This window comes from Paraburkholderia sp. OAS925 (assembly GCF_040543975.1).
Lineage (GTDB): Bacteria > Pseudomonadota > Gammaproteobacteria > Burkholderiales > Burkholderiaceae > Paraburkholderia > Paraburkholderia graminis.
Map to the genome: position 1 here is coordinate 1,225,636 of NZ_JBEUNO010000002.1, position 26,580 is coordinate 1,252,215.

General features: G+C 63.5%; 24 protein-coding genes. 4 read left to right on the forward strand and 20 right to left on the reverse strand.

All coding sequences use genetic code 11. The features are described 5' to 3' along the window. Positions 1-13: 13 nt before the first annotated feature. The 3 genes from ABIE53_RS24280 to ABIE53_RS24290 all read right to left on the reverse strand — a co-directional run bounded on the left by ABIE53_RS24280 (position 14) and on the right by ABIE53_RS24290 (position 3,249). Positions 14-1,342, reverse strand: a complete 1,329-nt coding sequence (locus ABIE53_RS24280; RefSeq protein WP_029966601.1) for an MFS transporter — start codon at positions 1,340-1,342, stop codon at positions 14-16. A gap of 50 nt (positions 1,343-1,392) precedes the next feature. After that, positions 1,393-2,142, reverse strand: coding sequence for an SDR family NAD(P)-dependent oxidoreductase (locus ABIE53_RS24285; RefSeq protein ID WP_006049084.1), 750 nt, complete (start codon positions 2,140-2,142; stop codon positions 1,393-1,395). Between the two features lie 210 nt (positions 2,143-2,352). Then, a complete protein-coding gene (locus ABIE53_RS24290) occupies positions 2,353-3,249 on the reverse strand; it encodes a LysR substrate-binding domain-containing protein (RefSeq protein WP_107710757.1) in 897 nt (298 codons plus the stop codon). Between the two features lie 228 nt (positions 3,250-3,477). Between ABIE53_RS24290 and ABIE53_RS24295 the strand changes: the two genes are divergently transcribed. Beyond that, the gene (locus ABIE53_RS24295) at positions 3,478-3,705 is read left to right on the forward strand and encodes a hypothetical protein (RefSeq protein ID WP_006049086.1); all 228 of its coding nucleotides are present in this window, start codon (positions 3,478-3,480) and stop codon (positions 3,703-3,705) included. 22 nt (positions 3,706-3,727) lie between these two features. Here the strand turns inward: ABIE53_RS24295 and ABIE53_RS24300 are convergent, their stop codons facing one another. The 15 genes from ABIE53_RS24300 to ABIE53_RS24370 form a co-directional block, all read right to left on the reverse strand. After that, the gene (locus ABIE53_RS24300; protein ID WP_029966597.1) at positions 3,728-5,557 is read right to left on the reverse strand and encodes an ABC transporter ATP-binding protein; all 1,830 of its coding nucleotides are present in this window, start codon (positions 5,555-5,557) and stop codon (positions 3,728-3,730) included. Positions 5,558-5,683: 126 nt separating this feature from the next. Next, positions 5,684-6,265 (reverse strand): DUF3005 domain-containing protein, encoded by a 582-nt coding sequence (locus tag ABIE53_RS24305; RefSeq protein WP_192699420.1) that lies wholly within the window; start codon positions 6,263-6,265, stop codon positions 5,684-5,686. A gap of 180 nt (positions 6,266-6,445) precedes the next feature. Then, entirely contained in the window at positions 6,446-7,528 is a 1,083-nt protein-coding gene (locus ABIE53_RS24310; RefSeq protein ID WP_310074455.1) for a TadG family pilus assembly protein, read from the reverse strand. A 49-nt stretch (positions 7,529-7,577) separates the two neighbouring features. Beyond that, positions 7,578-8,081, reverse strand: coding sequence for a TadE/TadG family type IV pilus assembly protein (locus tag ABIE53_RS24315; protein ID WP_006049090.1), 504 nt, complete (start codon positions 8,079-8,081; stop codon positions 7,578-7,580). A gap of 79 nt (positions 8,082-8,160) precedes the next feature. Continuing rightward, positions 8,161-9,117 carry a type II secretion system F family protein gene (locus ABIE53_RS24320; RefSeq protein WP_192699418.1) on the reverse strand — a complete coding sequence of 319 codons (957 nt, stop codon included), beginning with the start codon at positions 9,115-9,117 and terminating at the stop codon, positions 8,161-8,163. A gap of 39 nt (positions 9,118-9,156) precedes the next feature. After that, entirely contained in the window at positions 9,157-10,140 is a 984-nt protein-coding gene (locus tag ABIE53_RS24325) for a type II secretion system F family protein (protein WP_192699417.1), read from the reverse strand. A gap of 43 nt (positions 10,141-10,183) precedes the next feature. Continuing rightward, positions 10,184-11,551, reverse strand: a complete 1,368-nt coding sequence (locus tag ABIE53_RS24330; RefSeq protein ID WP_107710753.1) for a TadA family conjugal transfer-associated ATPase — start codon at positions 11,549-11,551, stop codon at positions 10,184-10,186. A gap of 19 nt (positions 11,552-11,570) precedes the next feature. After that, positions 11,571-12,782 (reverse strand): CpaE/TadZ family protein, encoded by a 1,212-nt coding sequence (locus ABIE53_RS24335; protein ID WP_192699416.1) that lies wholly within the window; start codon positions 12,780-12,782, stop codon positions 11,571-11,573. 72 nt (positions 12,783-12,854) lie between these two features. Next, on the reverse strand, positions 12,855-13,199 hold the full coding sequence (locus ABIE53_RS24340; RefSeq protein ID WP_006049095.1) for a hypothetical protein: 345 nt from the start codon (positions 13,197-13,199) through the stop codon (positions 12,855-12,857). 21 nt (positions 13,200-13,220) lie between these two features. Further along, positions 13,221-15,089: a type II and III secretion system protein family protein gene (locus ABIE53_RS24345; RefSeq protein ID WP_192699415.1), complete on the reverse strand. Its 1,869-nt coding sequence runs from the start codon at positions 15,087-15,089 to the stop codon at positions 13,221-13,223. Between the two features lie 78 nt (positions 15,090-15,167). Then, positions 15,168-16,004: a Flp pilus assembly protein CpaB gene (gene cpaB / locus ABIE53_RS24350; RefSeq protein WP_006049097.1), complete on the reverse strand. Its 837-nt coding sequence runs from the start codon at positions 16,002-16,004 to the stop codon at positions 15,168-15,170. Positions 16,005-16,039: 35 nt separating this feature from the next. After that, positions 16,040-17,440 (reverse strand): DUF8689 domain-containing protein, encoded by a 1,401-nt coding sequence (locus ABIE53_RS24355; protein WP_192699414.1) that lies wholly within the window; start codon positions 17,438-17,440, stop codon positions 16,040-16,042. Positions 17,441-17,556: 116 nt separating this feature from the next. Continuing rightward, complete coding sequence (locus ABIE53_RS24360; RefSeq protein WP_192699413.1) at positions 17,557-18,090, reverse strand: A24 family peptidase; 534 nt, start codon at positions 18,088-18,090, stop codon at positions 17,557-17,559. A gap of 86 nt (positions 18,091-18,176) precedes the next feature. Next, entirely contained in the window at positions 18,177-18,359 is a 183-nt protein-coding gene (locus ABIE53_RS24365) for a Flp family type IVb pilin (protein ID WP_006049100.1), read from the reverse strand. A gap of 114 nt (positions 18,360-18,473) precedes the next feature. Then, positions 18,474-18,647 carry a Flp family type IVb pilin gene (locus ABIE53_RS24370; protein WP_006049101.1) on the reverse strand — a complete coding sequence of 58 codons (174 nt, stop codon included), beginning with the start codon at positions 18,645-18,647 and terminating at the stop codon, positions 18,474-18,476. A gap of 1,046 nt (positions 18,648-19,693) precedes the next feature. On the opposite strand from ABIE53_RS24370, the gene ABIE53_RS24375 reads away from it, so the two are divergent. Then, entirely contained in the window at positions 19,694-21,163 is a 1,470-nt protein-coding gene (locus ABIE53_RS24375; RefSeq protein WP_192699412.1) for an esterase-like activity of phytase family protein, read from the forward strand. A 127-nt stretch (positions 21,164-21,290) separates the two neighbouring features. After that, a complete protein-coding gene (locus ABIE53_RS24380) occupies positions 21,291-22,295 on the forward strand; it encodes an ABC transporter substrate-binding protein (protein ID WP_192699474.1) in 1,005 nt (334 codons plus the stop codon). Between the two features lie 32 nt (positions 22,296-22,327). Here ABIE53_RS24380 and ABIE53_RS24385 read toward each other — a convergent pair whose 3' ends face one another. After that, a complete protein-coding gene (locus ABIE53_RS24385; protein WP_192699411.1) occupies positions 22,328-23,800 on the reverse strand; it encodes an NAD-dependent succinate-semialdehyde dehydrogenase in 1,473 nt (490 codons plus the stop codon). A 262-nt stretch (positions 23,801-24,062) separates the two neighbouring features. Continuing rightward, positions 24,063-25,079, reverse strand: coding sequence for a LacI family DNA-binding transcriptional regulator (locus ABIE53_RS24390; RefSeq protein ID WP_006049106.1), 1,017 nt, complete (start codon positions 25,077-25,079; stop codon positions 24,063-24,065). 250 nt (positions 25,080-25,329) lie between these two features. Between ABIE53_RS24390 and ABIE53_RS24395 the strand changes: the two genes are divergently transcribed. Beyond that, positions 25,330-26,469 (forward strand): ABC transporter ATP-binding protein, encoded by a 1,140-nt coding sequence (locus ABIE53_RS24395; RefSeq protein ID WP_192699410.1) that lies wholly within the window; start codon positions 25,330-25,332, stop codon positions 26,467-26,469. Positions 26,470-26,580: the final 111 nt, after the last annotated feature.

Consider the following 26,580-nt stretch of genomic DNA (forward strand, 5'->3'; position numbering starts at 1 on the left):
TAGTTGAAAAGGATCAGCGGTTCACGGACTTCGCGGGCACGAGGAACACGAGGCACGCGCCGAGCGTGACCGCGGCCGAGATGAAGATGAGCCCCGCGGTCGAACGGCCTGTCAGGTCGTTGAGCCAGCCCACGATGGCCGGTGAAAAGAAGCCCGCGAGATTGGCGAAGCAGTTCACCGCCGCGATGCCGGCCGCGGCCGACATGCCGCCGAGCAGCGCCGTCGGCAGCGACCAGAATTGCGACGACGACGCGAGAATGCCCGCCGCTGCAACGCTCAAGCAGACGATCGACGCGGGCACGCTGCCGAGCGTCGGCAGAATCGCGAAGCCTGCGGCGGCGATTAGCATCGGAATGGCGAGATGCAGCCGGCGTTCGCGGCGGCGGTCGGCGCTCATGCCGACCAGCGGCAATGCAACGATCGCGCACAGATACGGAATCGCGGTGAACACGCCCACCCACAGGGGATCGGCAACGCCCGATTTACGGATGATGGTCGGCAGCCAGAAGGTCAGGCCGTACTGGCCGAGCACCACGCAGAAGTAAATCGCGGCCATCAGCCACAAACGGCGGTCGCCGATGAACGAGCGAATCGAAACATGAGCGGTGGTATGCGCGTTGTCGCCGGCTACATTGCGGGCAAGCAGATTCTTTTCCGACTCGGTGAGCCACTTCGCTTTCGCGATGCTGTCGTCGAGATACAGCAGAATCGCGACGCCCAGCACGAGCGAAGGCAGCGCTTCGAGCAGGAACAGCCACTTCCAGCCGGACATATTCATCGCGCCGTGAAGCGAATGCATGATCCATCCGGACAGCGGGCCGCCGAGTATGCCGGCAAGCGGAATCGCCATGAAAAAGAGCGACAGCGCCTTCGCTCTGCGCGTGGCGGGAAACCAGTACGTCAGATAAAGAATCACGCCGGGCGCAAAGCCCGCTTCGGCGACGCCGAGCAGAAAGCGCAGCGCGTAGAACGCGGTGGGCGTCTTCACGAAAACGAACGACGCCGAAATCACCGCCCATGTCAGCATGATTCGCGCGAGCCACTTGCGCGCGCCGACACGATGAAGAATCAGATTGCTTGGCACTTCGAACAGAAAGTAGCCGAGAAAGAAGATGCCCGCACCCATGCCGTAGACGGTTTCGCTGAAGCGCAGATCGTTGAGCATTTGCAGCTTCGCGAAGCCCACGTTCACGCGATCCAGATACGCGCCGAGATAGCACAGCATCAGAAACGGAATCAGCCGGCGGCTGACTTTCGCGTAGGTTCGCGACTCGAAACTCGTCGAGTCCGCGGGCGCGAGCAGCTCGCCGTCGATAGGCGAAGCGGTGTATTTCGATTTCATGTTTGTCTCCTTCCATGTGCCCTGGGTGAGTCCCGGGTGCGAGGCGTCCGTCAATGAATGAGCATGCCGCCGTTCACGTCGAGCGTGATGCCCGTGAGATAGGTGGACAGATCGCTCACGAGAAAGAGGCACGCGTTCGCGACGTCGGCCGCATCGCCAAGCCGGCCGAGCGGAATGCCCTTGATGATGTCGGTGCGCATCTCGGGCGTGAGTTTGTCGCCGGTGATGTCGGTCTGGATCAGGCCCGGCGTGATCGAGTTCACGCGGATGCTGTCGGGACCGAATTCGCGGGCCATCGCTCGCGCGAGACCGAGCACGCCGGCCTTCGCCGCGCTGTAATGCGGGCCGCCGAAAATGCCGCCGCCGCGCTGCGCCGACACCGACGACATGCACACGATGCTGCCGCTTTTCTGTTCCTTCATCGCGGGCAACACCGCTTGCGACATGTACAGCGTGCCGCGCAGATTGACGTCGACGATCGCGTCGAAGCCTTCGGCGCTGATGTCGAGTGTGCGCACCGGCTGCGTGATGCCCGCGTTGTTGACGAGACCGTCGATGCGGCCATAGCGTTCGAGCGCCGCCTTCGCGGCCTTGACGCAGGCGGCTTTGTCGGTGACGTCGCAGGCGAGGCCGAGATGTCCGGCGCCGAGGTCGGCGGCGGCCGCTTTCGCATCTTCTTCGCGCAAATCGAGGATCACGACATGCGCGCCTTGCGCGGCCAGCGCTTTCGCCGTCGCCTTGCCGATGCCGCGCGGCGAAGCCGCGCCCGTGACGATAACCACCTTGTTCTCGAGCAGCATCACTTGTCTCCTGAATGTTGATGTGATGGCGCAAGTGTCCGGCAGGCCGCAACCCGCATCAACGCGGTACGGCTCAACTATGCTTGAGAAATTTTCAGGTGTTCATGCGGGGAAGCGCGACGCTTGCTGCGCGGCGGTTTGCGGGCAGCAAGGCAGCAAGCGGTGTGCTCGTGATGATGGAATACCCTGGTGCCGAAACGCCCGCGATATTCAGGCCGCGCGCGCCTGATGACCGATTTCCCGCTCGATCCACGCGATGAATCGTGCGACTCGCGGCAGCTCCGCATTTTGCGGCGGATAAACCAGATGATGCGCGCCGACCTCGACCGCATGCGAATGGTCGAACACCGGCACGAGCGCGCCTTCGCGGATGCGAACCGACGCAAGCATCAGGCTTTCGAGCGCGATGCCGAGGCCGAGCGCCGCCGTTTCGAGCGACATATACGAGCGGTCGAACGAGAAATCGAAGGTCTTATGCGCGGCCGGCACGCCGGTGCGCCCGAACCATTGCTTCCACTGAACGAGCGGTGTTTCGGAGTAAATCAGCCGATGCGCAAGCAGATCTTCCGGCGCGTTGACCGGGTGCTCGCGCAGATAAGCGGGCGACGCGAGCGGCGCGATGAATTCGTTGCGCAGCGTGCGGACTTCGAGATCGCGCCAGTTCGCGTAGCCGTGCCGTATGTCGATGTCGTAATAGCCGCTCGTGAACGACACGTCTTCATACGAGCAGGCGAGATTCAACTGGATATCGCCATTGGCTTCCTGAAACGATGCGAGCCGCGGCAGCAGCCACATGAGCCCGAAACTCGGGCTCGAATGCACGCGCAGAATTTCGACCTCGGTGCGGCTCGATGCGCGTTCGGTCGCGCGGCTCAAATCCGCGAGAGAACCGGTCACGTCCGATAGATAGCGCTCGCCCGTCGGTGTCAGCACGAGGCCGCGGCCCGAGCGATAGAACAGCGCCTGGCCGATGACCGACTCGAGATTGCTGATCTGATGGCTCACCGCCGAAGCAGTCAGGCCGAGTTCTTCCGACGCGCGGTTGACGCTCCCGGTGCGGGCCACGCTCTCGAAAGCGATGATGGCTTTGACGGGTGGGATGCGCATGTGAAGTCTGGTTCGCTGTTCGTTATGAAGTGTTCCCGATGCTGACCCCGGCCACACGAGGGCAGTAGTGCGGTAAACCATGAAGCGCCTCGTGCGGTGCAGCAAGTGCGCGAGCGCAGCCGCGATTATCCGTCAATCGTCGGAAAGTGCCTCGCCGGTACGCGCTTTGCTGCCTTCAGTTCGGGTCGATGCGGGCGGCAAGCCGAACCTCGGGCATGGAGGCGTGACATGGGATGCGGCGCGAAGGGTGTCATGACGTTGGGGCACGAAAAAGACGTTGCCGGCGAGGAAATGCTCAACATGCAGCATCTCGAAGCGAGCCCTGACGGCGAGTTCGTTCTGCTCGTGGAAACCGAGCGTTCCGAATGGGGCGTGCAGCAGCAGACCAGTTACCGGATGCCTGCGAAACGCCTGATCGAGTTGATCAGGACAGAGGGCGAACGCATCGGCGATTGATGCATCTCCGATGCGCGACGTGTCAATTCATCGTAGGCGCGGGTGTCCGGCGGTTATGGCGCGCAAGCGTATCGCGATAGATGCCCGGCACCATCGCCAGTTTCGCGGGCGTGCCTTCCTGAACGACGCGGCCGCGATTCATCACGATGATCCGGTCGAACGACTGCAACGTCGACAGTCGATGCGCGATCGCAATCACCGTGCGATTTTTCATGAGGCGTTCGAGCGCGGCCTGAATGACGATCTCCGATGCGGTGTCGAGCGCGGACGTTGCCTCGTCGAGCAGCAGGATCGGCGAGTCCTTCAGGATCGCGCGCGCAATCGCAATGCGCTGACGCTGTCCGCCGGACAACTTCGTGCCGCGATCGCCCGCTATCGTGTTCAGGCCGTCCGGCAATGCGGCGATGAAGTCCATGCAGCTCGCGTCCTCGCACGCGCGCTTCACGTCGGCTTCCGTTGCATCGGGACAGCCGTAGCGGATGTTATCGAGCAGCGAGCGATGAAACAGCGTGACGTCCTGAGGCACGACGGAAATCGCCGCCTGCAGACTCTGCAACGTCACGTAAGAGATGTCTTGATCCGAAATGCGCACGCATCCGTTGGCGGGATCGTAGAAGCGCTGAAGCAGCGCGAGCACCGTCGACTTGCCCGCGCCGGACGGCCCGACCAGTCCCACGCGCTCGCCTGCTTCGATATGCAGCGTGAGGTCGCTCAATACACGCCTGCGCCCCGGATAAGCGAACGAAACGTTGTCGAAGTCGACGGTCGCCTCGCGCACGATCAGCGGTATCGCTTTCGGCGCTTCGGGCATCGCGTGAGGCGTCAGCAAGGTTTGCGATGCTTCCGCGAGACGCGCCACGTGCTGCGTCAAATCGACGAATGCCACGGCGACGTCGCGCGAACCGTGCAGAATCGCAAAGCCCAATGAGCCGACCAGAACCACATCGCCGGTGGTCGCGCGGCCTTGCGTCCACAGCCAGATCGTCCAGCCGAGCAATGCCGCCGACAGCAACGCAGTCGCGAACGCGTGCACGAGACGCAGCTTCTCCAGATACAACAGACTGCGCCTGCGTGCCACGGCTTCGGCTTCGAGATGGCCGTCGAAGCGCCGCAACTCCGCGGGCACCGCGCTGAACGCGCGCACCAGGCCCATATTGCCGATCACGTCGACGAGTTCGCCGTCCACCGAAGCGGCCTGGCTCGCGAACGCCTCATGCCGCGAGGTGCCTTTGCGCGCGAGCCAGAACAGACACGCGGTGAGCAGCGCCGAAATGGCGACGAGCGCGATGCTCATCGGCAGGCTTACGGTTGCGACCATGACGATCGCGCCGATCACGGTGAGCGTCGGCGGCAATGCGGTCCACGCCACCGTGTTTTCGATTACGTAGACCGCGTTCGCCGTGGCCGACACGCGGCTCGACAGCACGCCCGGTTGCTTGTCCGCGAAGAAGGTCGGCGCGTGGCCCATCAGATAGTCGAACATGTCCTGGCGAATGTCGCCCGTCACGCGCACGAACGCGCGCGAGGAGACCCAGCCGGCGACGCGCCACATCAGGTTGTCCGCGAAAATGAGCCCGACGAGCACGGCGAACGCATACGCGACCGTCTGCGGATGCGCGCGTCCCTGAGGCAGTGCGTCGATCAGATTGCGGATGCCGTATTGCGACGCCAGCGCGAAGCCGACCGCAGCGACGACACTGGCGAGCACGATGGCGTGAGCCGTTTTACGGCGCGCGATGTAGCGCCAGATGAGACGAATCGGCCGGCCGGCGTAGCGCGACAGAACGCGCGAATGCCGCCGCCCGCGCACGCGGCTCGCGCGGCCCCGATCGCTGTGGTCGACGAGTTCCATGGTGCCCTTCCCGAACTTGCGCGCCGGCAGGCGACAGGTTTTCCTTCCATGCGGGAAAGGGTTCCATGTGTCCGGCGAAGGAGTTGCGCAAGGGGCATGCCTTGGGGCGGGGCGTGAGTCGTGCGCTTACCTGGCGGTATCGTCGATCGCGCCCGTTGCGTCGAACTGAATGACGTGCTCCGCCAACGAGCCGTTTCTTCGCTCGATATACACCGTGCCGTGATAGCTGACGCGCCAGCCGTGGCGCGGCGCGACGAGAGGAAAATTGCCGCCGGGGCGGCTGTCGATGCCGCCAAGTCCTGCCGCCGGTGCCGGCACATTGTTCTCGAGCGTCGCGTTCGATGAAATCACATTGTCGTGCCACGACGACTGTTCTTTGGCGGCTTCGAGACTCTTGCCGTCGGTGTCGACCGTGTTGTCGGTCGAAGCGGTGTTCGCGGCGTCGACGGAAACCGTGCGGCTCTTCGCGCGTTGCACCGGATCGGGAGAATCGGTGGTGATTGCATCGAGATCGATGGGCGGCAGATTCGCCGCGTTGTTCGTGCGTCCCGTCGGCTCGGCCGCGCCGGCGTTGCTCGTGCTGCCGAACTCCTTCGCCTGGGTGCGGGCGTCGGGAGAAGCCGTGCCGGTTGCGGGCGTTCGCGCCGGACTTTTTGCGGCCATCTCGTTCTGCTGCTTCTGGGTGGGATTCTGTTCCGCGTTTTGCATATCGATACTCCTGCCGTTAATGACACGCCAAAGCGCCCGTGAAAGCCTTACATGAAGCGTTGAAAAAAGTGACTGGCGCCTGGGGTTCGCGGGCGGCTTGCGCCGTCGCGAACGCGGGTTCCTGATTGATCTCCGCAGCGAACGTTCCCGGCAGGTGGGTTCGCTGCGAAGGTGTCACTCCTACTGCACCAGCCTTGGGGGAGTGTAGGCGCCGTAATTCGGTCCCACTCCTCCCGAGTTGGGCGTGCGGCAATGGCTCATGTCGTTGGACATCTGCACGAGAACGTAGGGACTCGAGCCATTCTTCGCATCCAGAATGTGCACGCAGGCGAACGCCACGACGGGCTGAAATCCGCTGGTCGCCGGATCGTTCACCACCGCCACGGTCGCCCACGCGCACTGCCCATTGCCGGCGGCACTACAGTCGCCCGCGCCCTTAAAGAGCGTATTTTCCGTGCCGCTCTGGATCCACGTACCCGGTGAAGCCCCAATGGAGAAAGTCGTACTGTTGCCACTCGTCAAGAGTCCTCTGGCATAGCTGGCACTCTGGTCATTGACATTAAACGTGGTCCACTGTCCCGACTCACAGGCGCCGTAGTGATAACTCGATCCGATCTGAAAGAAGTAAGGTTGGCCCTGTTGTTGTGCAACGCTTGTCCCAGGCAACGTATTATTGTTCGGCGACAACTTCGGGGAACTGGTGGCCGCGTTCCAGTAGTTGTCATATAGGCACTTGGACATGGCCAACGGAAACAATCCGCCAGGGCCCACATTACCGGGCGTGGAAAGCACCGCCGTCGCCACCGCACTGGCTTTCAGAATCTGGACGCCAAGCACGCTGCCGAAAAACACCGGCACTGCTCCGTTCGCGTTCGAGCCATCTTTGTGAATGGTCACCTGAACCGCCGGCAAGTCGGACGCGCCGGGTGTGAACGGCAGCGACTCGAGACCGTATGGCGTCCCCGTGGCGTTCCAGTAGCCGGTCGCTACCGTACTGGCTTTTACGTAGGCAGCTTGCACCTGGTTTGTCGCGGTCGACGTCGAAAACGACGACGCTTTTGCGGATGCCGTGATCCAATCCGGCTGCGTCGCAGTGGTGTTCCCGCATTCCGTGCGCCGCATCAGGCATCCGGCGCCGGCCATCGCCGCGGCGTCAGCCGCATTCTGAAGCTGGCTGCGTGCAACCAGCAGATTGCCGATGTCGATGGCAAGAGCTGCAATCCCCAACAGGGATAGCATGCAAAGCGCGACAGTGACGGCCACTGCCCCTTCCTGTTTCCGTCTGCTTTTTCCCGTGCGCATGACAGTCCCCTTATTCGTTGTTCATGACCGTGGTGGCGGTCAGCGTGATCGGCCCCGTCACCGCGGATAGCATTGCGCCCAGTCCTAGCCCGGCATACTGATAGGAAACCGTGACGGAGAGCGGAGTGCCAAAGGCGCCGCCCTGACCTGTCTGCGTGACTGTCGGCGTGTTGGCCGTTCCGAAGGTCACGAGAAAGGAAGACGTGTAGTTCTGGACGACGTTTTTAATGTCCGCGCTGGTAGGCTTCGGGCTCTTGAGCACAATGCCCGCACGGGCTCCTTCGCGACTGGCATTCGTAATCACCGCCTTGTCGTAAAGCGCAATCCCCAGTTCGACGGTTCCGAAAATAAGCAGCAGCAACAGCGGCAGGATCAACGCGAATTCCACTGCGGCCACGCCTGCCTGACGTCGCGATCGTCGCCGGCCCGACGCGTGCAGCGCAGGCGCATGACGTGATGCAGCCGAACTTTTCGATGCGGCATGCCCGGCGAACGGTCTCGTTGTGTGGCTCATTTCTATTCCCCTCTGGGCGCTGCTCGTTCGGTCATCCGATTGGTGAGCGCCGCGTTCTATGCCTCAATACCGCTGACCATCAGCTTCCCATCGTCGGCAACAGCACGCGGTAGATGTGAATGAAGGCCGGTCCGATCAGCACCGTCATCAATGCCGGAAAGATGCAGAAGATCAGCGGAAACAGCAGCTTCAATGCGATCTTCGCGGCGCGTTCTTCCGCGCGCATTCTGCGGCGCGTGCGCAGCGTGTCCGACATCACGCGCAGCGACGCGCCGATGCTTGTGCCGAAGCGTTCCGCCTGCACCAGCATCGACGCAAACGTGTCGATGTCCTCGGCGCCCGTGCGCAACGCGAAGTTGCGCAGCGCCTTTTCCTTCGTGAAGCCCGAGCGCAGTTCGAGCAGCATCAATTGCAGTTCGTTTGCGACTTCAGGACTGGCGAGCGTCATCTCGTCGGCCACGCGCATCAGCGCGGCGTCCATGCCGAGGCCCGCTTCGACGCAGACGGTCAGCAGATCGAGCGCATCCGGAAAGCTTTCGACAATCCTGCGCTGACGCCGCGCGCGGCAGCGTGCGAGCACGGCGTTGGGCACGTAGTAGCCGAACGCGGCAAGCAGCGCGAGAATCAGCGCGATAACCGTGTAGTCCGTGTTGATCGACGGCATGTGCGTCAACGCGACGAGGCCGAGCAAAGGCAGCAGCAGCGCAAGCGCGGTTTTCGCCGCGAAATAGAGCCCGGCCGCCGTCGACGAACGCCAGCCCGCATTCATCAAACGCAGCCGCAGCGGCGAGTCTTCCCAACCTTCCTTCGGAATCGACAACTGCGAGATGGGACGCGAAATGTCGGCGATTCTCTCGGCCCATCCCGACACGGCCGAAGGCCGCGCTTCCGGTGAGAGCGACACGCCGCCCGCCTGTTCGATGCGCCGCTGCATGTCGCGTGGCATCAACCACCACATCAGCGCGACGGCGCTGCAGAATGCCGCTGCAAACAGACCCGCAAGCAACAGCATGTTTGTTGAATAGAACGCTTCCATTACGGTTCTCCGGTTCGTTGGTGCGCGAGGGGCCCGCGTTCACACGCGGATCTGCACGATGCGCCGCATCCACAGGATTCCCAATACCATTGAGACAAGCATCATTTCGATGATCTGAAGCCCGGCTGGGTCTTCCCACAGCACCGAAAAGAAAGTCGGGTTCACCACCTGCATGGCGCCAGCGGATGCAAACGGCAACAGCGCGAGAATCCAGCCGGACAGACGTCCCTCGGCGGACAGGACCCGCACCTTGTCGAACAACTGCAGACGCGCGCGCACCAGCGACGCGATGCTGTCCAGAATCTCCGCAAGGTTGCCGCCGGTTTCGCGCTGGATCAGCACCGCGATCACGAAGTAGCGCAGGTCGCCTACCGGCACGCGCGTCGCCAGATTCAGGAGCGCTTCATTGAGGGTGACGCCGTAATTGATCTCGTCGAAGACGATGCGAAACTCGCCGGCCATCGGCTCCGCGAACTCGCTGCCGAGCATGCCGAGGGCGCTTGAGAACGAATGCCCGGCTCGCAGTGCGCGGCTGATCATGTCGGCGGCTTCGGGCAACTGGCGTTCGAGAACCCGCAGACGTTTGCGGCGAGCGCGCAGCATGCGCAGCGTCGGAAAGGCGAGAGCTGCAACGGCGGCGAGCACGGTCACGAGCGTCGGCACCTGCACCGGCGAGAAGTTCGCTGCGAGCGGAACGAGCACAAGCGCCACCACGCTATGCGTCGCGAGCCGGCCCACCGTGAGGCTCGAGCCGGACTGAAGAATGATGCGATCGAGCAGATGGATGCGCGGCACGCGCATCATCAGCGCATGGACCGACGCCGAGTTGCTCAGCATGCGCTCCTTGAGGATGGAGAGGCGCTCGCCGTTCGCATGCGCGCCGGCCGACAGCGCGCGAATGCGCTGGTCGAGGCGTCGCGCGGCGGGCCCGTGATGACTGTTCCACCACTGATAAATCCCCTCGATCCCGAGGACCACGGCAATGAACAGCAGGAAAGCGAAGGCGTAGAAGATCGGATTCATGGAAGCCTCGGAAAAGTGAGCGGCGTGCCGCCGGCGGCCGGCGTCATGCGGTGTCGAAGTGCCGGTTTGGGTCGTATAGCTGATCGGGCAGCACGATGCCGAACGCCTGCAGCCGCTCCGTGAATTTCGGTCTCACGCCGGTCGCGCAGAAGTGGCCGCGCACCGCGCCGTTCTGATCGACGCCGGTTCGCTTGAACGTGAAGATCTCCTGCATGTTCACCATCTCGCCTTCCATGCCGGTCAATTCCTGAATGCTGACGACCTTGCGGCGTCCGTCAGTCAGGCGAGCGACCTGCACGACCACCGAGATCGCCGACGAAATCTGCTGGCGCAGGTTCTTCGGCGGCAACGACAGGCCGGCGAGGCTGATCATGTTTTCAAGGCGCGTCAACGCGTCGCGCGGCGTGTTCGCGTGAATCGTCGCGAGCGAGCCTTCGTGGCCGGTGTTCATCGCGTTGAGCATGTCGAGCGCTTCGGCGCCGCGCACTTCGCCGAGGATGATGCGATCGGGGCGCATGCGCAGCGCGTTGCGCACAAGCGTGCGTTGCGTGACTTCGCCGCGTCCTTCGACATTCGGCGGCCGCGTTTCGAGGCGCAGCACATGGTGCTGGCGCAGTTGCAGTTCGGCCGCGTCCTCGATGGTCACGACGCGCTCGCCCTCGGGAATGAAACCCGACAGGATGTTCAGCAACGTGGTCTTGCCGCTGCCTGTGCCGCCCGAAACGAGCACGTTGACCTTCGCGCGCGTGAGCGCGTCGAGCAGTTCGGCCATCGGCGGCGTGAGGCTTTGCGACGCGACCAGATCGCTCATTTGCAGCGGATTCACGGCGAAACGCCGGATCGACATCAGCGGTCCATCCACGGCGGAGGGCGGAATGATCGCATTGACGCGCGAGCCGTCGGGCAGCCGCGCATCGACCATCGGACTCGACTCGTCGATGCGCCGTCCGACGCGCGAGACGATCTTCTCGATCACCTTCATCAGATGCGCGTCGTCGTAAAAGGTCACGTCCGTCAACTCGAGACGGCCGCGCCGTTCGACGTAAGTCGTGCGGTGCGTGTTGACGAGAATGTCCGACACGGTCGGGTCGCGCAGCAGCGCTTCGAGCGGGCCGAAGCCGAACATCTCGTCGTGAATGTCGGTGGTCAGTTGCCGGCGTTCGAGATCGTTGACGGGCGCCTTGTCTTCTTCGAGGATGCGCGCGATCAGTCCGCCGATTTCCTGGCGAACCTGTTCGGCGGGCAGCCGCGCGAGACGTTCGAGTTCGACGCGGTCGAGCACGGCCTCGTGAACCTTGCGCTTGAGCGTCTGGTAGGCGGCGCGCGCGAGACCTGACGGCGCGCGCATGCCTGACTGGCGGTCGGGCAGCGCATGCACCGCCTGTGACGACATCTGTTCGCGTAGTGACATGAAATTCTCCTCGCTGACGTTATGACGCCGCCGACTGGCGCTGCGTAGTTGAGCGGCCGAATAGCCGGCCGAGCAGTGGCTCGCCCTGTTTCTTCTGCGGCACGACGCCCGTCGACTGATTGACGATGCTTTGCGCGAGCGCTTGCACGCCGCGCGAGAGCGCGCTGTTGCGCGCGACCTTCAACAACGGTTCGCCGAGATTCACGGCTTCGCTCGCCGCGTGCGGGTCGTCGGCGATCACATGCGAAGGGCGCTTGCCGAGCACCTGTTCGAGCGCGCTCGCGGCCCGCTCGTCGTGACGGCGATGCCGGTTCAGCAAGAGACGCAGCCGTTCCGGCGAATACGCGAGCGACACCAGCATGTCCTGCAGACGGCGCGCCGCGCGCACATACGGCATGCTCGCCTGCAGCACCATGTGAATCTCCGCGCTGCGATCGAGCGCGACGATCGACAATGCATTGATGCTTTGCCCGAGATCGAAGAGCACGACGTCGTAGCGCGGCGCCGCGATGCCGAGAATCCATTCCAGTTGCTCTTCATGAATCTCGAGCGCCTTCAACGGATCGCCCGCGCCCGCGAGCACATGAAAACCCGATGTGACGTGCGTGAGCGACGCATCGAGAAACGCGGCGTCGATGCGCTCGATCTGCGCGCACATCTGCGGCAACGTTGACGGCGGTTCCTGGTCGCTGACGAGAAACGCGGCGTCCGCGAACATCGGGTTCAGATCGACGAGCAGCACGCGCTTGCCGTGCAGCGTCGCGATCGCGTGGCCGACGTTGGCCGCGATCAGGCTCGTGCCCGCGCCGCCCTTGCACGAAATGAACGACACCATATGCGTTTCGTGGCGCGCGTCGCCGGCATGCGGAGCCATCGCGCGCTGCACGGCGGCGCCGAGCGCGCGCGCGTCGAGCGGCCAGTTCAGCACGTCGCGGATGCCGGCGCGCATCGCGGCGATCAGCGTGTCGGGCGATGTTTGCGGCAACAGCAGCAAACACGTCAGGCGCGGATAGCGATGCACGAGCGCGTTGACCGAATCGAGTCCGGCGCGTTCGGGCGACGACGCGTCGATGATCAGGACATCGAACGCATCGAGACTGTCGCCCCGCTCGAGCAGCGCGGAAGGCGCGCCTTGCGTGCGAGTCGTCGTGCAATTGCCGCAGTCCGTCAGGAGCCGAACGATCTCGGACATTCGGCCCGCGTGCTCGGAGTTGATGAGGATATTGATCATGATGTTGTCATCCGCGGAATCGTTGCGGGGTTGGTCTTGCGACGGCTCGCGCCGTCGCGTCGCCCACGTTGGCTATTCGCCGTTCGCAGGCGGCGGCATCGCCGCGCCTCCGCCCGCGCCGCCGGCTCCGCTGCCGCCCACGCCGATCACGAAGGCGTTAGCGGTTGCGGGCGGCGCCTTGAACGACGCGTTGTAGTTCGACATCGCGCCGACGGCGGCTTTACCGTCGACACCCTGCGTCGACGGATTCTTGGTCGCCGCGTCCGGATCGATGATCTGCGCCGCCGTGAAGCTCTTCACGGATTCGCCGAAGTGCCGGTCGAAGTTCGGCGTCGTCGACATGCAGCCGTTGAGCGCGAGGCACGCCGGCACGAGCAGTGCAGTCCAGCGCGAAAAGAAGAGGATGCGATTGGTCATGACGTTCTCCCGAGGAGTGCATTAGTTGTGAGCGCGTGCGGACGGCGAGCGCGGTTTGTCGGACGGCGGCGCTTCGCGTGCGGCGATCTGCGCGGCTCGTGCTTCTATTTGTGCGGCGCGAGCGGTGGCGTTGTCGGCGGCGTTCTCGGCGGGTTTGTCGGCGGGCTTGCCGGTATCCGCGGGCGTGACGGCTCGCGGCTCGGGCAGCGGCGCGGCGCTTGCAGCGGGCGTCGGCACCATCGCGGAGACGGGCGGTTCAGCAGCGCTCGGCGTGGCCGGAGCCTGCGGTTGCGACGGTGCGGGAGCCATTGCGGGCGAGGGCGCCGGGGCAGGCATCGGCGGCGCGGGCTTTTTGCTGCCGGCCGGATCGCGGCCTTCCATGTTGCCCATCAGATAGACGTCGGCTTCGTTAGGCGTCTTCAGATGGTCCGTGGGCAGCGGCAGATTCGACGCCGTTTGCAGCGGCTTCACGAGATGCGGCGTGATGATGAACACTAGCTCGGTGCGGTCCTGCTGATACGACGTGCTTCTGAAGAGCGCGCCCAGCACCGGCACTTCGCCGACACCCGGTATTGCCTTCAGCGTGCCCGCCGCATTGCTCTTGATGAGGCCGCCGATCGCGAAGGTCTCGCCGTCGTTCATCTGCACCGTGGTCGATGCGCGGCGCGTGGTGATGAGCGGCAGCACCGTGAGGTTGTTGGTATTCGTCGCGCCGACCGTGACGCCGGTCGACGACAACTCCGACACTTCGGGCGCGACCTTCAGGTTGATGCGGCCGCCCGCGAGCACGGTCGGCGTGAACTTCAGGCCGACGCCGAATTCCTCTTCCTGCAGGATGATGGTCGACACGCCGTTCAGGTTGCTCTGCGGAATCGGAATGAACACCTTGCCGCCCGCGAGGAACGTCGCTTCCTGTCCGCTCAGCGTGACGAGATTCGGCTCGGCGAGAATCTTCACGAGGTTGTCACCGTGCTGGGCGTCTATCGCGACATTGAACGGACGGTTGTTCGCCTTGTTCACATCGACGATGCTCGACACGCCCGCGAGCAGGCTGCTGATGAGCGCCCCGCTCCACGAGCCGAAGCCGCCCTGGATGTTCATCGCCGCGCCCAACTGGTTGAGGACCGTCTTCGAGACTTCGGCGACCTTCACTTCGAGCATCACCTGTTGCGGCGAGTCGACGCTCATCATGTTCAGCACGGTCGCGCTTTTGCCGTTGCCGTTTCCGTTTGCAGCGCCGTTCGGGTTTGGCAGTGTGGTGCGCGCATACGCCTTGGCGATTTCCTGCGCCTGGGCCGCGGCCTGCGCGCTCGATACACGGCCGGCCAGCACGAGATCGCCGGCGACCGTCGACACTCGGATGTTCGGCTCATCGGGCATCAGTTGCGATAACGAAGTTTGCAGGCCGCCGGCGTCCGCGTTCACCACCACGTTGATGACTTCGCACGCGCCGCTCTTGCCTTGCACGATCATGTTGGTGGTGCCCACGGCCATCCCGACCACGTAGAGTGTTTTCGGCGAGACCATGGTTGCCTGCGCAATCAGCGGATTGCCGAGCGTGCGGTTGCGCACGGGTTCGGCGGTTTGCATCAGCGTGGACTTGCCGACGGGCACCACCACCGTGCTCTGTTCGCTCTGCGTGCGTGTGCATGCCGGGCCGCGCGCAGCGGCGTTTTGCATGGCGCTCGAGGGCTGAGCCGGCGCGGCATTCATGCTGATGGTCATTTGCACGGGACCGTGCGGCATGGGCGCCGCGCCGGCCCTCGCGCTCTCTACCGCTTCCTGTGCCTGTACGCCGTGCGCGGCGAGCAGGGATGCGCATACCGTTGTGGTCAGCAACGCCGTGCGCATCGCGCTACCCTGCTTGATCTTTATCCGATTCGATTTCATTTCCGTGTCTCCCCGTAGCCCGCTGCGAGCGAACCGTCGTGCGTCAGACGCTGCGGCATCGCGTGATGGTGTGTGTAATTAAAAGCATTCCTGACTACCTTGCGTGCCCGACAGTACGCCGACGCAGTCGCGCTTCGGCGCCGGCCGCGCCGTGTATTTCACGCGTGTGGGTGCCGCCGCGACAACCGGTGCCGATGCCGGTGCAGCGGGCTTGCCGAGCAGCGTGAACTTGGTCGCGCCGCCGGTGGGCAATGCGCGGTCGTCGATCTGATTGCGCAGCACGAGCGACAGGCTGCCGACACTGCGCGCGAGGTCGAGCTTCTCCGCCTGGTCCGGCGTGACTTCGAGCGTGACCGCGTTGACCACTTTCGGCTGCGTGTCGTCGCGGCTTACTTGCTGTGCAACGGCGAGCACCAGGATCTTTTCGAGGACGATCTTCGAAATGCTTTGCTGCGGATCAGCCGTCTTTGCTTCGGGTTCCTGAGTGTTGACGATCACGTCGACGTAGTTGCCAGGCAGCGCAAAACCCGCCACGCCGACAACATCGTTCACGCGCACCGTGATCGCGCGCTTGCCTTCGCCGATAACCGCCGACAGCCCGCCCTTCGTGCCTTGCGGTGCGAGCTTCGACTCGATCACCGGTTCGCCCGGTTCGAGGCTCGCGCGCACGACGCGTCCATCCAGCGCCTTCGGGTCTTTGAACGCGCCGGGCGGCACGCTCGCGGTGGGCCAGTTCACCGTGCGGATCATGGTCGAATTGAGCGGCTGGCCGAGGCTCACCTCGGCGGTCGCGACGGCAACGGGCGTCAGAGCCGACGACGACGTCTGCAACAGCCATCGCGACGCGAAGCCGACAGCGGCGAGCCCCGCGAGCAAGGCCATCCCTAACATCACAATTGCGCGACTGGTTTTCATGGTGAGACTCCTTTCAGGTGCTAGGCGGCTGCGGATCAAGCGCCGGCAAATCGTTTGTCGGATTGCCCGCTGTGTGAGGAATACGTCTGGTCAAGCTCCGGCGCGCTGCCGAAGTAGCTGTGCCATGCATGCGTCAGCTGATACTCGGTGACGGCCGGCACGTCGCCGTGATACAGCGCGAACGAGCGCAGTACGCCGAGCAGGTCCGCCGGATAACACGCGAGAAACGGCGTGCGATTGCGCAGATGCAATTGATGCAGCAGATACTCGAATGCGCCGGGCGCGATCTCGATACCGAGCGCCGCGCATTGCGTTTCGAAGAGGCGTCGATAGTCTTCAGCGCTGAGCGCGCCGATATGGATCTTCGAGCCGAGCCTGCGCAGGAACGCGTTGTCGTTCAGTTCGGCGGGCGTGAGGTTGGTGGAGAAGACGGGCCACACGTCGAACGCGCTTACGAAGCGCGCGCCGGATTGCAGCGCGAACTGATCGACGCCGCGGTCGAGCGGCGTGATCCAGCGGTTGAGCAGTTCGCCTGGCGCGACGCGCTGACGGCCGAGGTCGTCGACGACATAGAGGCCCATGTTGGCCTTCATATGCGGCGGCGCCTGATAGAAGCCGCTGTTGGCGTTGTACTGAAGATCGAGCATCGCCAAGGTCAGTTCGCCGCCGGACATCACCATCGGCCGTTCACACACGCGCCAGCGTCGATCCGTCACGGCGGGCAGCGCGCCGGGTTCCGCGTCCTTGTGAATCAGCGGGTCGTGCAACTGGATCACGTCGCCGGCGACATAAAGCGCGTAAGGCACGGGCACCGCGCCTCGCAGCAAGCTGCCGAGGCGTTCGGCGAGATAGGTTTTGCCGCTGCCCGCCGGGCCGTACAGCATGACGGGTCGCCCGGCATTCAACGCGGCCACTGCCGAATCGAGCAGCGACATATCGCCGATGAAGTCTGCGAAAGCCGCGCGCACGTCCGATTGCGCGACGTGGATGCGCTTCACCGAGTACGCGCCGATCACGCTCATATACGCTTCGAGCGAGACCGGTGCGGGGCCGCAATACGTCGAGCGGCGCGCTTCGTGAGCGGCGAGTTCGCGGCCGCCTTCGGTGAGGCGCAGATGCATATCGACATCGGCCGCGCCGCGATGCGCGATCTCGACGAGATGCTCGCGCACGAGAAAGCCAATCGTTTCGTCGAGTACCGCGGCCGTCAGACAGTGTCTCGCGATGAGATCGCCCAGCGACGATTTGCCGTTCTGCAGAATCGACTTGAGTAGCAGATGCGCGATGAAAAGCGCGGGCAGGCCGGTGTCTGCGACAGTGCGCGGCGCGCGTAGCGGAAGTGCCGGCGTTTGCGCCCGGTCGGCGCCCGTTGCGGCAGAATCGTCGAGGCACGTAGTGCTCTCTGCCTTGGACTGCTGTGTGCTGTGCTGGTCCATCTGTCGCTCCCCGGGTGCGGCGCCACCGATTTCGGTGCGGCACGGTATGTGATTCTGATAGCCGGATCGCATGTGGCCGGCTTACTTTCGTTGTGCGTTTTGTTCTACGTTTCGTTCTATAGCTGTGCCGCCGTCGCGAGCAGCACGACTACGGTTCCCGTCGCAATCGCGACTCCGTACGGCACGGATCCGACCGACTCGATTGAAGCGGCGCCGCCGCCGCGCATCGCCGGATGGACCAGGCTCAACACGTTCCCCAGCGCCTTCTTGAACTGCCGGCGTCGCGCAGTCAGTGCCAGCAGCCACACGCCACCAATCAGACATGTCGCCAGTGCGGCCTCAAAAACCAGTAGGGGTCCGATCCATGCGCCTACCATCGCGAGCAGCTTGACGTCTCCCGCAGCCATTCCGCGCAGCAGATAGAGCGGCAGGAACAGAAGCAGTCCGACGACAGCGCCCGCCAGCCACGCCCCCACGCCGCCCGCGAATCCTTGCAGCCAGCACTGCACAAGCAGCGCGCCGAGCAGACCGGCGCCGACGAGTACGTTGGGAATGCGGCGGCACTGGATGTCTGTGCTTGCGGCAGCGATCACCAGTGCAATGACGCACGGAATGATCGGCGGTAGTGGTGCAGTTGCGGCAATGAGCATGACAAGGCCTCGTTGGTGTGGGCAGCGGTCAGGACAAGCGCGGATGCGGCGGGCGAACCAGCGTGGCGGTTCGCCCGCCGTTCCTCTCAGGTTCCTGAGGTCACGTGCCCAGCGATAGCAGTGAATTTGTCGCTGACCGCCGTCGCGAGGGTCGAGTACCCTGCGAGGATTGCCGTCGCGATCAGTGCGGCCATCAGGCCATACTCGATGGCAGTCACGCCGTCTTCATCGCGAATGAATGCACCAGTGCTGTTGATGAACGATTGCATCATTACTCTCCATTTGAACTTGCCACGGCGTGTTGAGCGCTGCAGCGTGTTGCAAAAAGCCGTGATGCGACAGACGGGCAGGCAGGCCCAAGTCGTCTGTCGCATCGCTCGGGGTTAAGCCAGCTTCCCCGCGATTGCGGTGAACTTGGCGCTGACTGCATTGGCGAGCGTGGTGTAGCCGGCGAGAATTGCCGTTGCGATCAGGGCGGCCATCAGGCCGTACTCGATGGCGGTCACGCCGTCTTCGTCGCGAATGAATGCTTTCGTGCTGTTGATGATGGATTTCATGGTTTATCTCCCTTAGGATGGCTAACTTAAGTGTCATCGGATGACGACGGTGGGTACTGCGTGCTGCTTGACTACAGGGTGCTACAGGAAATGGCGCGCGGACGCCCGGTGAGAGCGCGGCCGGGCAGGAGCCATAAGCGGCTCGCTGGGATTCGTGTGCAAAGGATGGTGCTGCGTGACACGCAGCGGGATGAGCTGGCGGCAAGCCAGAGCGGGGAACATCGCGTTGAAGAACGCTTCGGCATGCAGCGCCATCAGGCGCTGCGCAAAGCGCACTGCGTACCGCAAGCGCGTCTGCAACCGCGTTTGCAACCGCGTTTGCAACCGCGTTTGAATCCGAATGAAAGAGTGCATCTTCCACTACTCCTTGTTTTCTTCTTTCGCAGCCGGATTGTTCTTCTCCGTGCCGTTGGCGGGCATGTATCGGAGAAGCCCCCGACGGCATCGACCTGGTCATGTGTCATGTCGCCGGCTGCGTAAAAAGGTAAAGGCAAGGAGTAGGCCAGCGTCGTCAGGTTCACGGAGCCATCGGACTTGTAGCCCGACAAGCGCCTTCTTTCGAATGACAGCCCGCGGAAATTTGACCGACTTGGCTCAGAACTGCATCATCGGCAGGTCATCGTTGCCGCTGCGGAATATGGCGCTCGTCGGCTATGGGCATGACTTCAAACCCAGACTTAGGGATTTAACCCAGGTGAGCCGAAAGTGAATGCTGCCGTTAATTTGCGGCGGTTTTTTCGGCTCGCTTCGGACCGATTCGTTGCAAGCCTGAAACGCAGCTAGCCGAAAGCGGCATTCATCGCGACCTGCTGGCGGTTTTGCATGTGGACTGCAGCACGCACATACAACACATGCGGTCACTGCTGCGTCACCGTTACGTCACAGGTGCGTCACATGCGTCGCTCAATATTGCCGACGGCCATCCCTCGGCCAACGGCTGCGCGCCGGCTATTCCTCTCATGTTGCGAACATCCATGCCGGCAAGTTTCTGGATGAGGCCCGGCGCCAGACACGTCTACAACAAGCATTCCATTAAGGATGACATCGTGTCTCGTTCAAGACTGTTTGCACTGACGGCAATCGCTTCGTCGCTTCTATTCGCGACGGCCGCACACGCCGCGGTCGACCTCATTGCGGTCGGTCAGCTGAGCGGCCTCACCGGCGACTTGTCGAAGGAAACGGCGGCGCCGCTGGAGAACGGCGTGGCGGGCAATCTGCTCGGCGGCCTCGGTTCGGGCATTGCGTACGCGGGCTGCCATACGTTCGTCGCGGTGCCCGATCGCGGGCCGAACGCGGTGTCGTATAACGCGGCCATCGACGACACGGCGTCGTACATCAACCGTTTCCAGACCTTGCGCCTGCGTCTGCAGCACAACGCAGCGGGCTCCGCCTTGCCGTATTCGCTCACGCCGAAGCTGATCGCCACGACGCTCCTGCATACGTCGGACAAACTGGTCTATGGCACGGGCGCCGCCGCGAGCGTGCCCAATGGCGCGCCCGCGCTCAACAGCCGTAACCACACGTACTACTTCACCGGCAGTTCGGATAATTTCGATCCCACGCGTCTGTCCACCAACGACCGCGACGCGCGCTTCGATCCCGAAAGCGTGCGCGTGAGCAATGACGGCGAGAGCGTGTTCATCTCCGATGAGTACGGTCCGTATGTCTATCGTTTCGATCGGCGCAGTGGCCGGCGCATCGACACCTACAAGCTGCCCGACACGTTTGCGGTGTCCACGCTGAGCCCGATCGGCAGCAATGAAATTGCGCAGAACACGACGGGGCGCGTCGCGAACAAAGGCATGGAAGGTCTCGCCATTTCTCCCGACGGCAAGACGCTGTTCGGCGCGATGCAAAGCCCGTTGATTCAGGACGGCGGCACGGACGGCGCGTTCACGCGCATCGTGAAGATCGACGTGCGCAGCGGTAAAACCACACAGTTTGCGTATCCGCTCACGAACATCGGCACGACAGCAAAACCGAAGTATCCGACCATCAGCGACGTGGTCGCCGTGAACGATCATGAACTGCTGGTGGACGAGCGTGACGGCAAGGGTCTCGGCGACAATTCGACCGCTGTTTTCAAGCGTGTTTTCCATATCGATCTGGCGAGCGCGCAGGACGTGAGCAACACGAGCGGGCAAGCCGGGCTCGCGCCGTATGCGGTGCAAAAAACGCTGTTCCTCGATGTCGTCGCGCAACTGACTGCGCACGGCTACAGCGCGAACGACATTCCCGCGAAGCTCGAAGGACTCGCATTCGGGCCGGACGTGGTGGTCGGCGGCGTCAAGAAGCACACGCTTTTTATCGCTAACGACAACGACTTTATCGGCACGGTCACCGATTCGAATCATCCGGCGGGCATTGCCAATCCGAATCAGTTCTTCGTCTTCGCATGGGACGCGAGCGAACTGCCGGCCTACGTCGCACAAAAACTGACGGGCGCTGCGGCGGGCAAAGGGCGCGGTCACGATGAGCATGTGTGCGAAGCCGAGCGCGACGACGACGATCATTAACGCAATGGGCGCGCACAGTGCGTCCGTCCACGCTAAAGAGCGTCGCTAGATAACGTTATAAAAATCGCTTCATTCCCTTGGCTCTCGCGGCTCGGTACGCTGACGCATCAACCGAACGCGAGGGCTTATCGCAGTGTCTGTTCCCACATCGTTTTCAACGCGGCGGCGCGCACTCAGGCTGCTCGGCGCCGCGCCCGCATTCGCCGCGGCGAGCCTCTTCCAATCGCATTCTGCGCAGGCCGCGGACCTCGCGTCGACCACGCTCGTACTCGGCGACCAGGCCGGCGGTACGCGTGCGCTTGTGGAGGCCGCCAAGGTGCTCGACGGTGCGCCGTATGCATATCGATGGGCTAATTTTCAGGGCGCGGCGCCGCTCTTCGAAGCGCAACGCGCGGGCGCCGTCGATCTCGCGCCCGCAGGTGACTTGCCCGTGCTCGCCGCAGCGGTCGGCGACCCCACGTTGAAAATCGTAGCGACGCGCGTGGGCTCCGGCGCACAACTCGGCATTCTGATCGCGCCGGATTCGACGATACGCAGCGTCGCGCAACTGAAAGGGCGCACCGTGTTCGTTTCGTCGGCGCGCGGCAGCATTTCGCAATTCCAGCTATACGGCGCGCTTGCCGAAGCAGGCTTGTCGAAAGACGACGTGACCGTGCGCTTCATCTTGCCGGTGGATGGCTTCGCGGCGTTCGCGTCAGGCTCGATCGAAGCGTGGGCGACGTTCGATCCGTACTACGGCATCGCCGTGCAACGCGGCGCGCGCATCTTGCGCGACGGCACGGGCATCAATAGCGGACTCGGTTTTATCACCGCATCGGGCGCGTCGCTTGCCGACACACGCAAGCGCGCGGCAATCGCGGACGTTCTGTTGAGACTGCAACGCGCGGGCGAGTGGGCGCTTGCGAACCCGGACGCCTACGCGCAGATCTATGCAACGCTGACGCGCTCTCCGCTAGATGCGGCGAGAGCTATCACGCGCCGCGCGTCGCTCAAGCAGCATTTCGTCAGCGACGCCGATATCGCCGCGCTTCAGAAAGTGGCCGACAGTGCGAGCCGGGACGCGATTTTGCCGCGCCGCATCGACGTTCGCGCGATCTCCGAGACGCGCATTGCGCAGTCGGCCACCGGCTGACGCATTACGCGAGGCTTATTAATCGAGGTCTATCAATCGAGGCCGCCCTGACACAAGTACTTGATCGACAGATAATCGTCGAGTCCGTACTTCGAGCCTTCGCGGCCATAGCCTGATTCTTTCACGCCGCCGAACGGCGCGGCTTCGCTCGACACCGCGCCCTCGTTGATGCCGATCACGCCTGCTTCGAGCCGCGCGGCCACGCGGTTGATGCGCCGCACGTCCTGCGTATAGAAGTAAGCGGCAAGACCGAACGGCGTGTCGTTTGCGAGACGGATCGCTTCGGCTTCGTCGTTGAAGCGGAACAGCGGCGCGACCGGTCCAAAGGTCTCTTCGCAGCACACCAGCATGTCGTCCTGCGCGTTGGTCAGCACCGTGGGTGCATAGTAATTCGGGCCCAGCTCGGTCAGACGCTTGCCGCCCGTCAACACGTTTGCCCCTTGTTTTACGGCATCTTCTACGTGACGCGCGATTTTGTCGATCGCGCGCTCGTTGATCATCGGGCCGATTTGCGCGCCGGCGTCCGTTGCGGGCGCAACCTTCAGCGCCCCAACGCGTTTGGCGAGCAGATCGGCGAAACGTTCATAAACGCCGGCCTGCACGTAGACGCGATTCGGGCATACACAGGTCTGTCCGCCGTTGCGAAACTTGGCGGCCATCAGTCCAGCGACGGCCGCGTCGAGGTCCGCATCGTCGAATACGATGAAGGGCGCGTTGCCGCCCAATTCGAGCGACAGCTTCTTCAAGGTGGCCGCGGACTCGCGCGCAAGATGCTTACCGACCGGCGTCGAGCCGGTGAACGTGATCTTGCGTACGCGGCCATCGGCGAGCCAGTCGGCCACGGCTTCAATGCCTTGTTCGCGCGAAGCCGACAGCATGTTCAGCACGCCGTCGGGCACGCCGGCTTCCTGCGCGAGCGCGGCGAGTGCAAGCGCGGTCAGCGGCGTGTCTTCGGCGGGCTTGGCAATCACCGTGCAACCGGCCGCGAGCGCGGGCGCGATCTTGCGCGCGATCATCGCGAGCGGGAAATTCCACGGCGTGATGGCGGCCACGATGCCGATCGGCTCCTTCACCGCGCTCATGCGCTTGCCGCGCTGCTGCTGCGGAATGATGTCGCCGTAAATGCGCGTGGCTTCGTCGGCGAACCACGCGACGTACGACGCGCCATACGCGACTTCGCCGCGGCTTTCCGCGAGCGGCTTGCCTTGTTCCGTCGACATCAGCTTCGCGAGATCTTCGGTGTTCGCGACGATCAGCGCATGCCAGCGGCGCAGAATCTCCGCGCGCTCGCGCGGCAGCGTGTCGCGCCACGCGGGCAGCGCGCGAGCGGCTGCGTCGGTGGCGGCGCGCGCATCCGCGGCACTGCTGTTCGCGACCTCGACGATCGTCTCGCCCGTCGCCGGATTCGTGACGGGAAAGCGCGCGCCGTTCGCGGCGGCGATCCATTTGCCGTCGATAAAATTCAGCGGACGGATCAGTTCATTGCGCGTCAATGCGAGAGACATTGCGTTGCTCCTTGGTGGCCTTTTGACGGAATCGGGCGTGCATTTTTCGCCATTGCGCCGGGCGGCGCGGCGGCACGCATGCGGTCATGCACGGCGATGCGATAGATCGATGCTACGCGTGTCGCGCGATCAATGAATCGCCTCAAAAAGCGGCCCACGGTGTGCATGTGGTTTTTTTCGAGCCGCTACAGCATTTTCTGCTGAATGCGTTGCCCGCCGTTGGAGGCGAGCGTTGCAAAGAGCGCTGCAATCAGCGCTGCAATCAGCGGCGGCGGCGCGGTCCTGTCGACGCGCGCACGACGAGTTGAGGCGGCGGCCCAAGCACCATCGACGGCTGCCGCTCGGGCGTCTGGATCAGGCGGATCAGACTGTTGATCGATAACTCCGCGATCTGCGCCGTTTGGATCGCGACGGTGGTCAGCGCGGGGTGCACCTGATGCGCGAGTTGAATGTCGGTGATGCCGATAACCGACACGTCGTCGGGCACCGCGCGCCCGAGCGTGATCAAGGCCTGCGCCGCGCCGATCGCGAGCAGGTCGTTGGTCGCGAAGATCGCGGTGACGAACGGCCGCACGGCCATCAACTGCATGCACGCGGTGTAGCCGGCGTCGATCGAGTCGCGCACCTGCAGTACCGCGGCCGTATCCGCTTCCACGCCGGCGGCGCGCATCGTCGCGCGAAAACCATTGGAGCGCGCGTCCTGCAAGCCGCCGCAACCGTCGCCGACCAGCAGCCCGACCTCGCGATGGCCCAGTTCCAGCAAATGCTGCGCGGCGAGTTCGCCGGCGCGTGCGAAATCCACGGCGATGCACGGCAGCGCGGGCGGCGTCTCGGGGTGCTCCCACATCGCCAGCAGGATCGGCGCGCTATGCGTGGCCGACGCGCACAAGTCGTTGATCGCGATGTCCGTGTTCATGACGAGCACGCCGTCCGCCAACGTGCCCGCGATCTGGTTCAGATACGCGCGGCCTATCTCGGCGTCGTCGTCGGTATTGCAGACCATCAGGAAATGGCCGGCTTTACGCGCCGCGCGTTCGGCGGCCAGCACGAACTCGGGGTAGAACGGGTTCGAGATGTTCGACAGCATCAACGCGAGTGTCGACGAGCGGCCCTCGGCCAACGCGCGCGCGTTCAGATTCGGCCGGTAGCCGAGATCCGCGATGGCCTTCAGCACGCGCTCCGCTGTTTCCGGACGCACCTTCTCGCGGTTGCGCAACACGTTGGAGACCGTCGCGGCAGTGACATGTGCGCGCTTCGCGACTTCGGACAGGGTGACCATTTTTCTCGTTTATCCCAAATTCAGGGAGCGCGCTTCAAATGTTGCAAGCAGCGAGCGACGTTGATAACTTGCTGGAAAACACAACTTCGATAACCCGCAGCGCCGCCTTCCACACGAACCGCGGTGAACAAGGAGACAGTCAATGGCTTTCCCGCTCGACCTTGAATTTAAGCGATTAAATGCCGTGTGCGCAAGACCCGGCGAATTATTTTTTCGCGCGATTTAAGCGGTTAAATCAAGGGGAGACAAGATGGCTACGATTCGTTTAATCGACGTGGAGAAGGCATACGGCGACCACGCGCCGGTGATCCGGCGCGTCAACCTCGAAGTCGCGCAGCACGAGTTCTGCGTGTTTCTCGGCCCGTCGGGCTGCGGGAAGTCGACGTTGCTGCGCATGATCGCGGGTCTCGAGGATCTCAGCGCGGGCGAACTGCGCATCGGCGGCCGTCTGATGAACGACGTGCCCGCAGCCGGCCGAGGAGTGGCGATGGTGTTCCAGAGCTACGCGCTGTTCCCGCACATGACGGTGTTCGACAACATGGCGTTCGGTCTCAAGCTCGCGAAGCAGCCGAAGAGCGTGATCGACAGCAAGGTCCGCGAAGCTGCGCGCATTCTGCAACTCGACAGCTTGCTTGACCGCTATCCGAAAGCGCTGTCCGGCGGCCAGCGTCAGCGCGTTGCGATTGGCCGCGCGATCGTGCGCGAGCCGGGCGTCTTTCTCTTCGACGAACCGCTATCGAATCTCGACGCCGCATTGCGTGGGCAAACCCGTGTGGAGATTGCACGCCTGCATCAGCGGTTTGCGGACGCGAGCGTCGTGTACGTCACGCACGATCAGGTCGAAGCGATGACCCTCGCGGACAGGATCGTGCTGCTGCATGCGGGCGCCGATGCCGAGCGCTTCGGCAGCATCGCGCAAAGCGGTGCGCCGCTCGAGTTGTACCACCACCCGAATTCGCGTTTCGTCGCGGGCTTTATCGGCTCGCCGCGGATGAACTTTATCGACGGTGTCGTCGACTCGATAGAACCAGGCAAAGTGTCGGTGACACTCGCTCGACAAGACGAGCAGTTGACCGCTTACGTGGATGGCCGTCGCCTGCAGCGCGGCCAGCCGGTCACGCTTGGCGTGCGCCCCGAGCATCTGCGTCTCGATGGTGACGATCAGTTCATTGAGTGCGCAACCGTTCTATCGGAACGACTCGGCGAACACAGCTACATTCACGCGGACCATGCAGGCGGCTCGCTTGTCGCGAAGGCACCGGGCGATACGCCGATCGGTTCCGGCGAGCGCATTCGCGTTCACGTGCCGCCTCAGGCGTGTCATCTGTTCGACGCGCAAGGTATCGCGCTGCGCCGTAGCACGTTCGACCCTGAGCGCATCGCCGCGTGAACAGGCCGCGATTCATGCATTACCGCAAGCCATAGCAGTAGTCGATTTTTAAAGCAGGATGCCGCCATAGAGCGGTTCACCACGTTGGCAGTGAATCGCTGCCAGCCAACA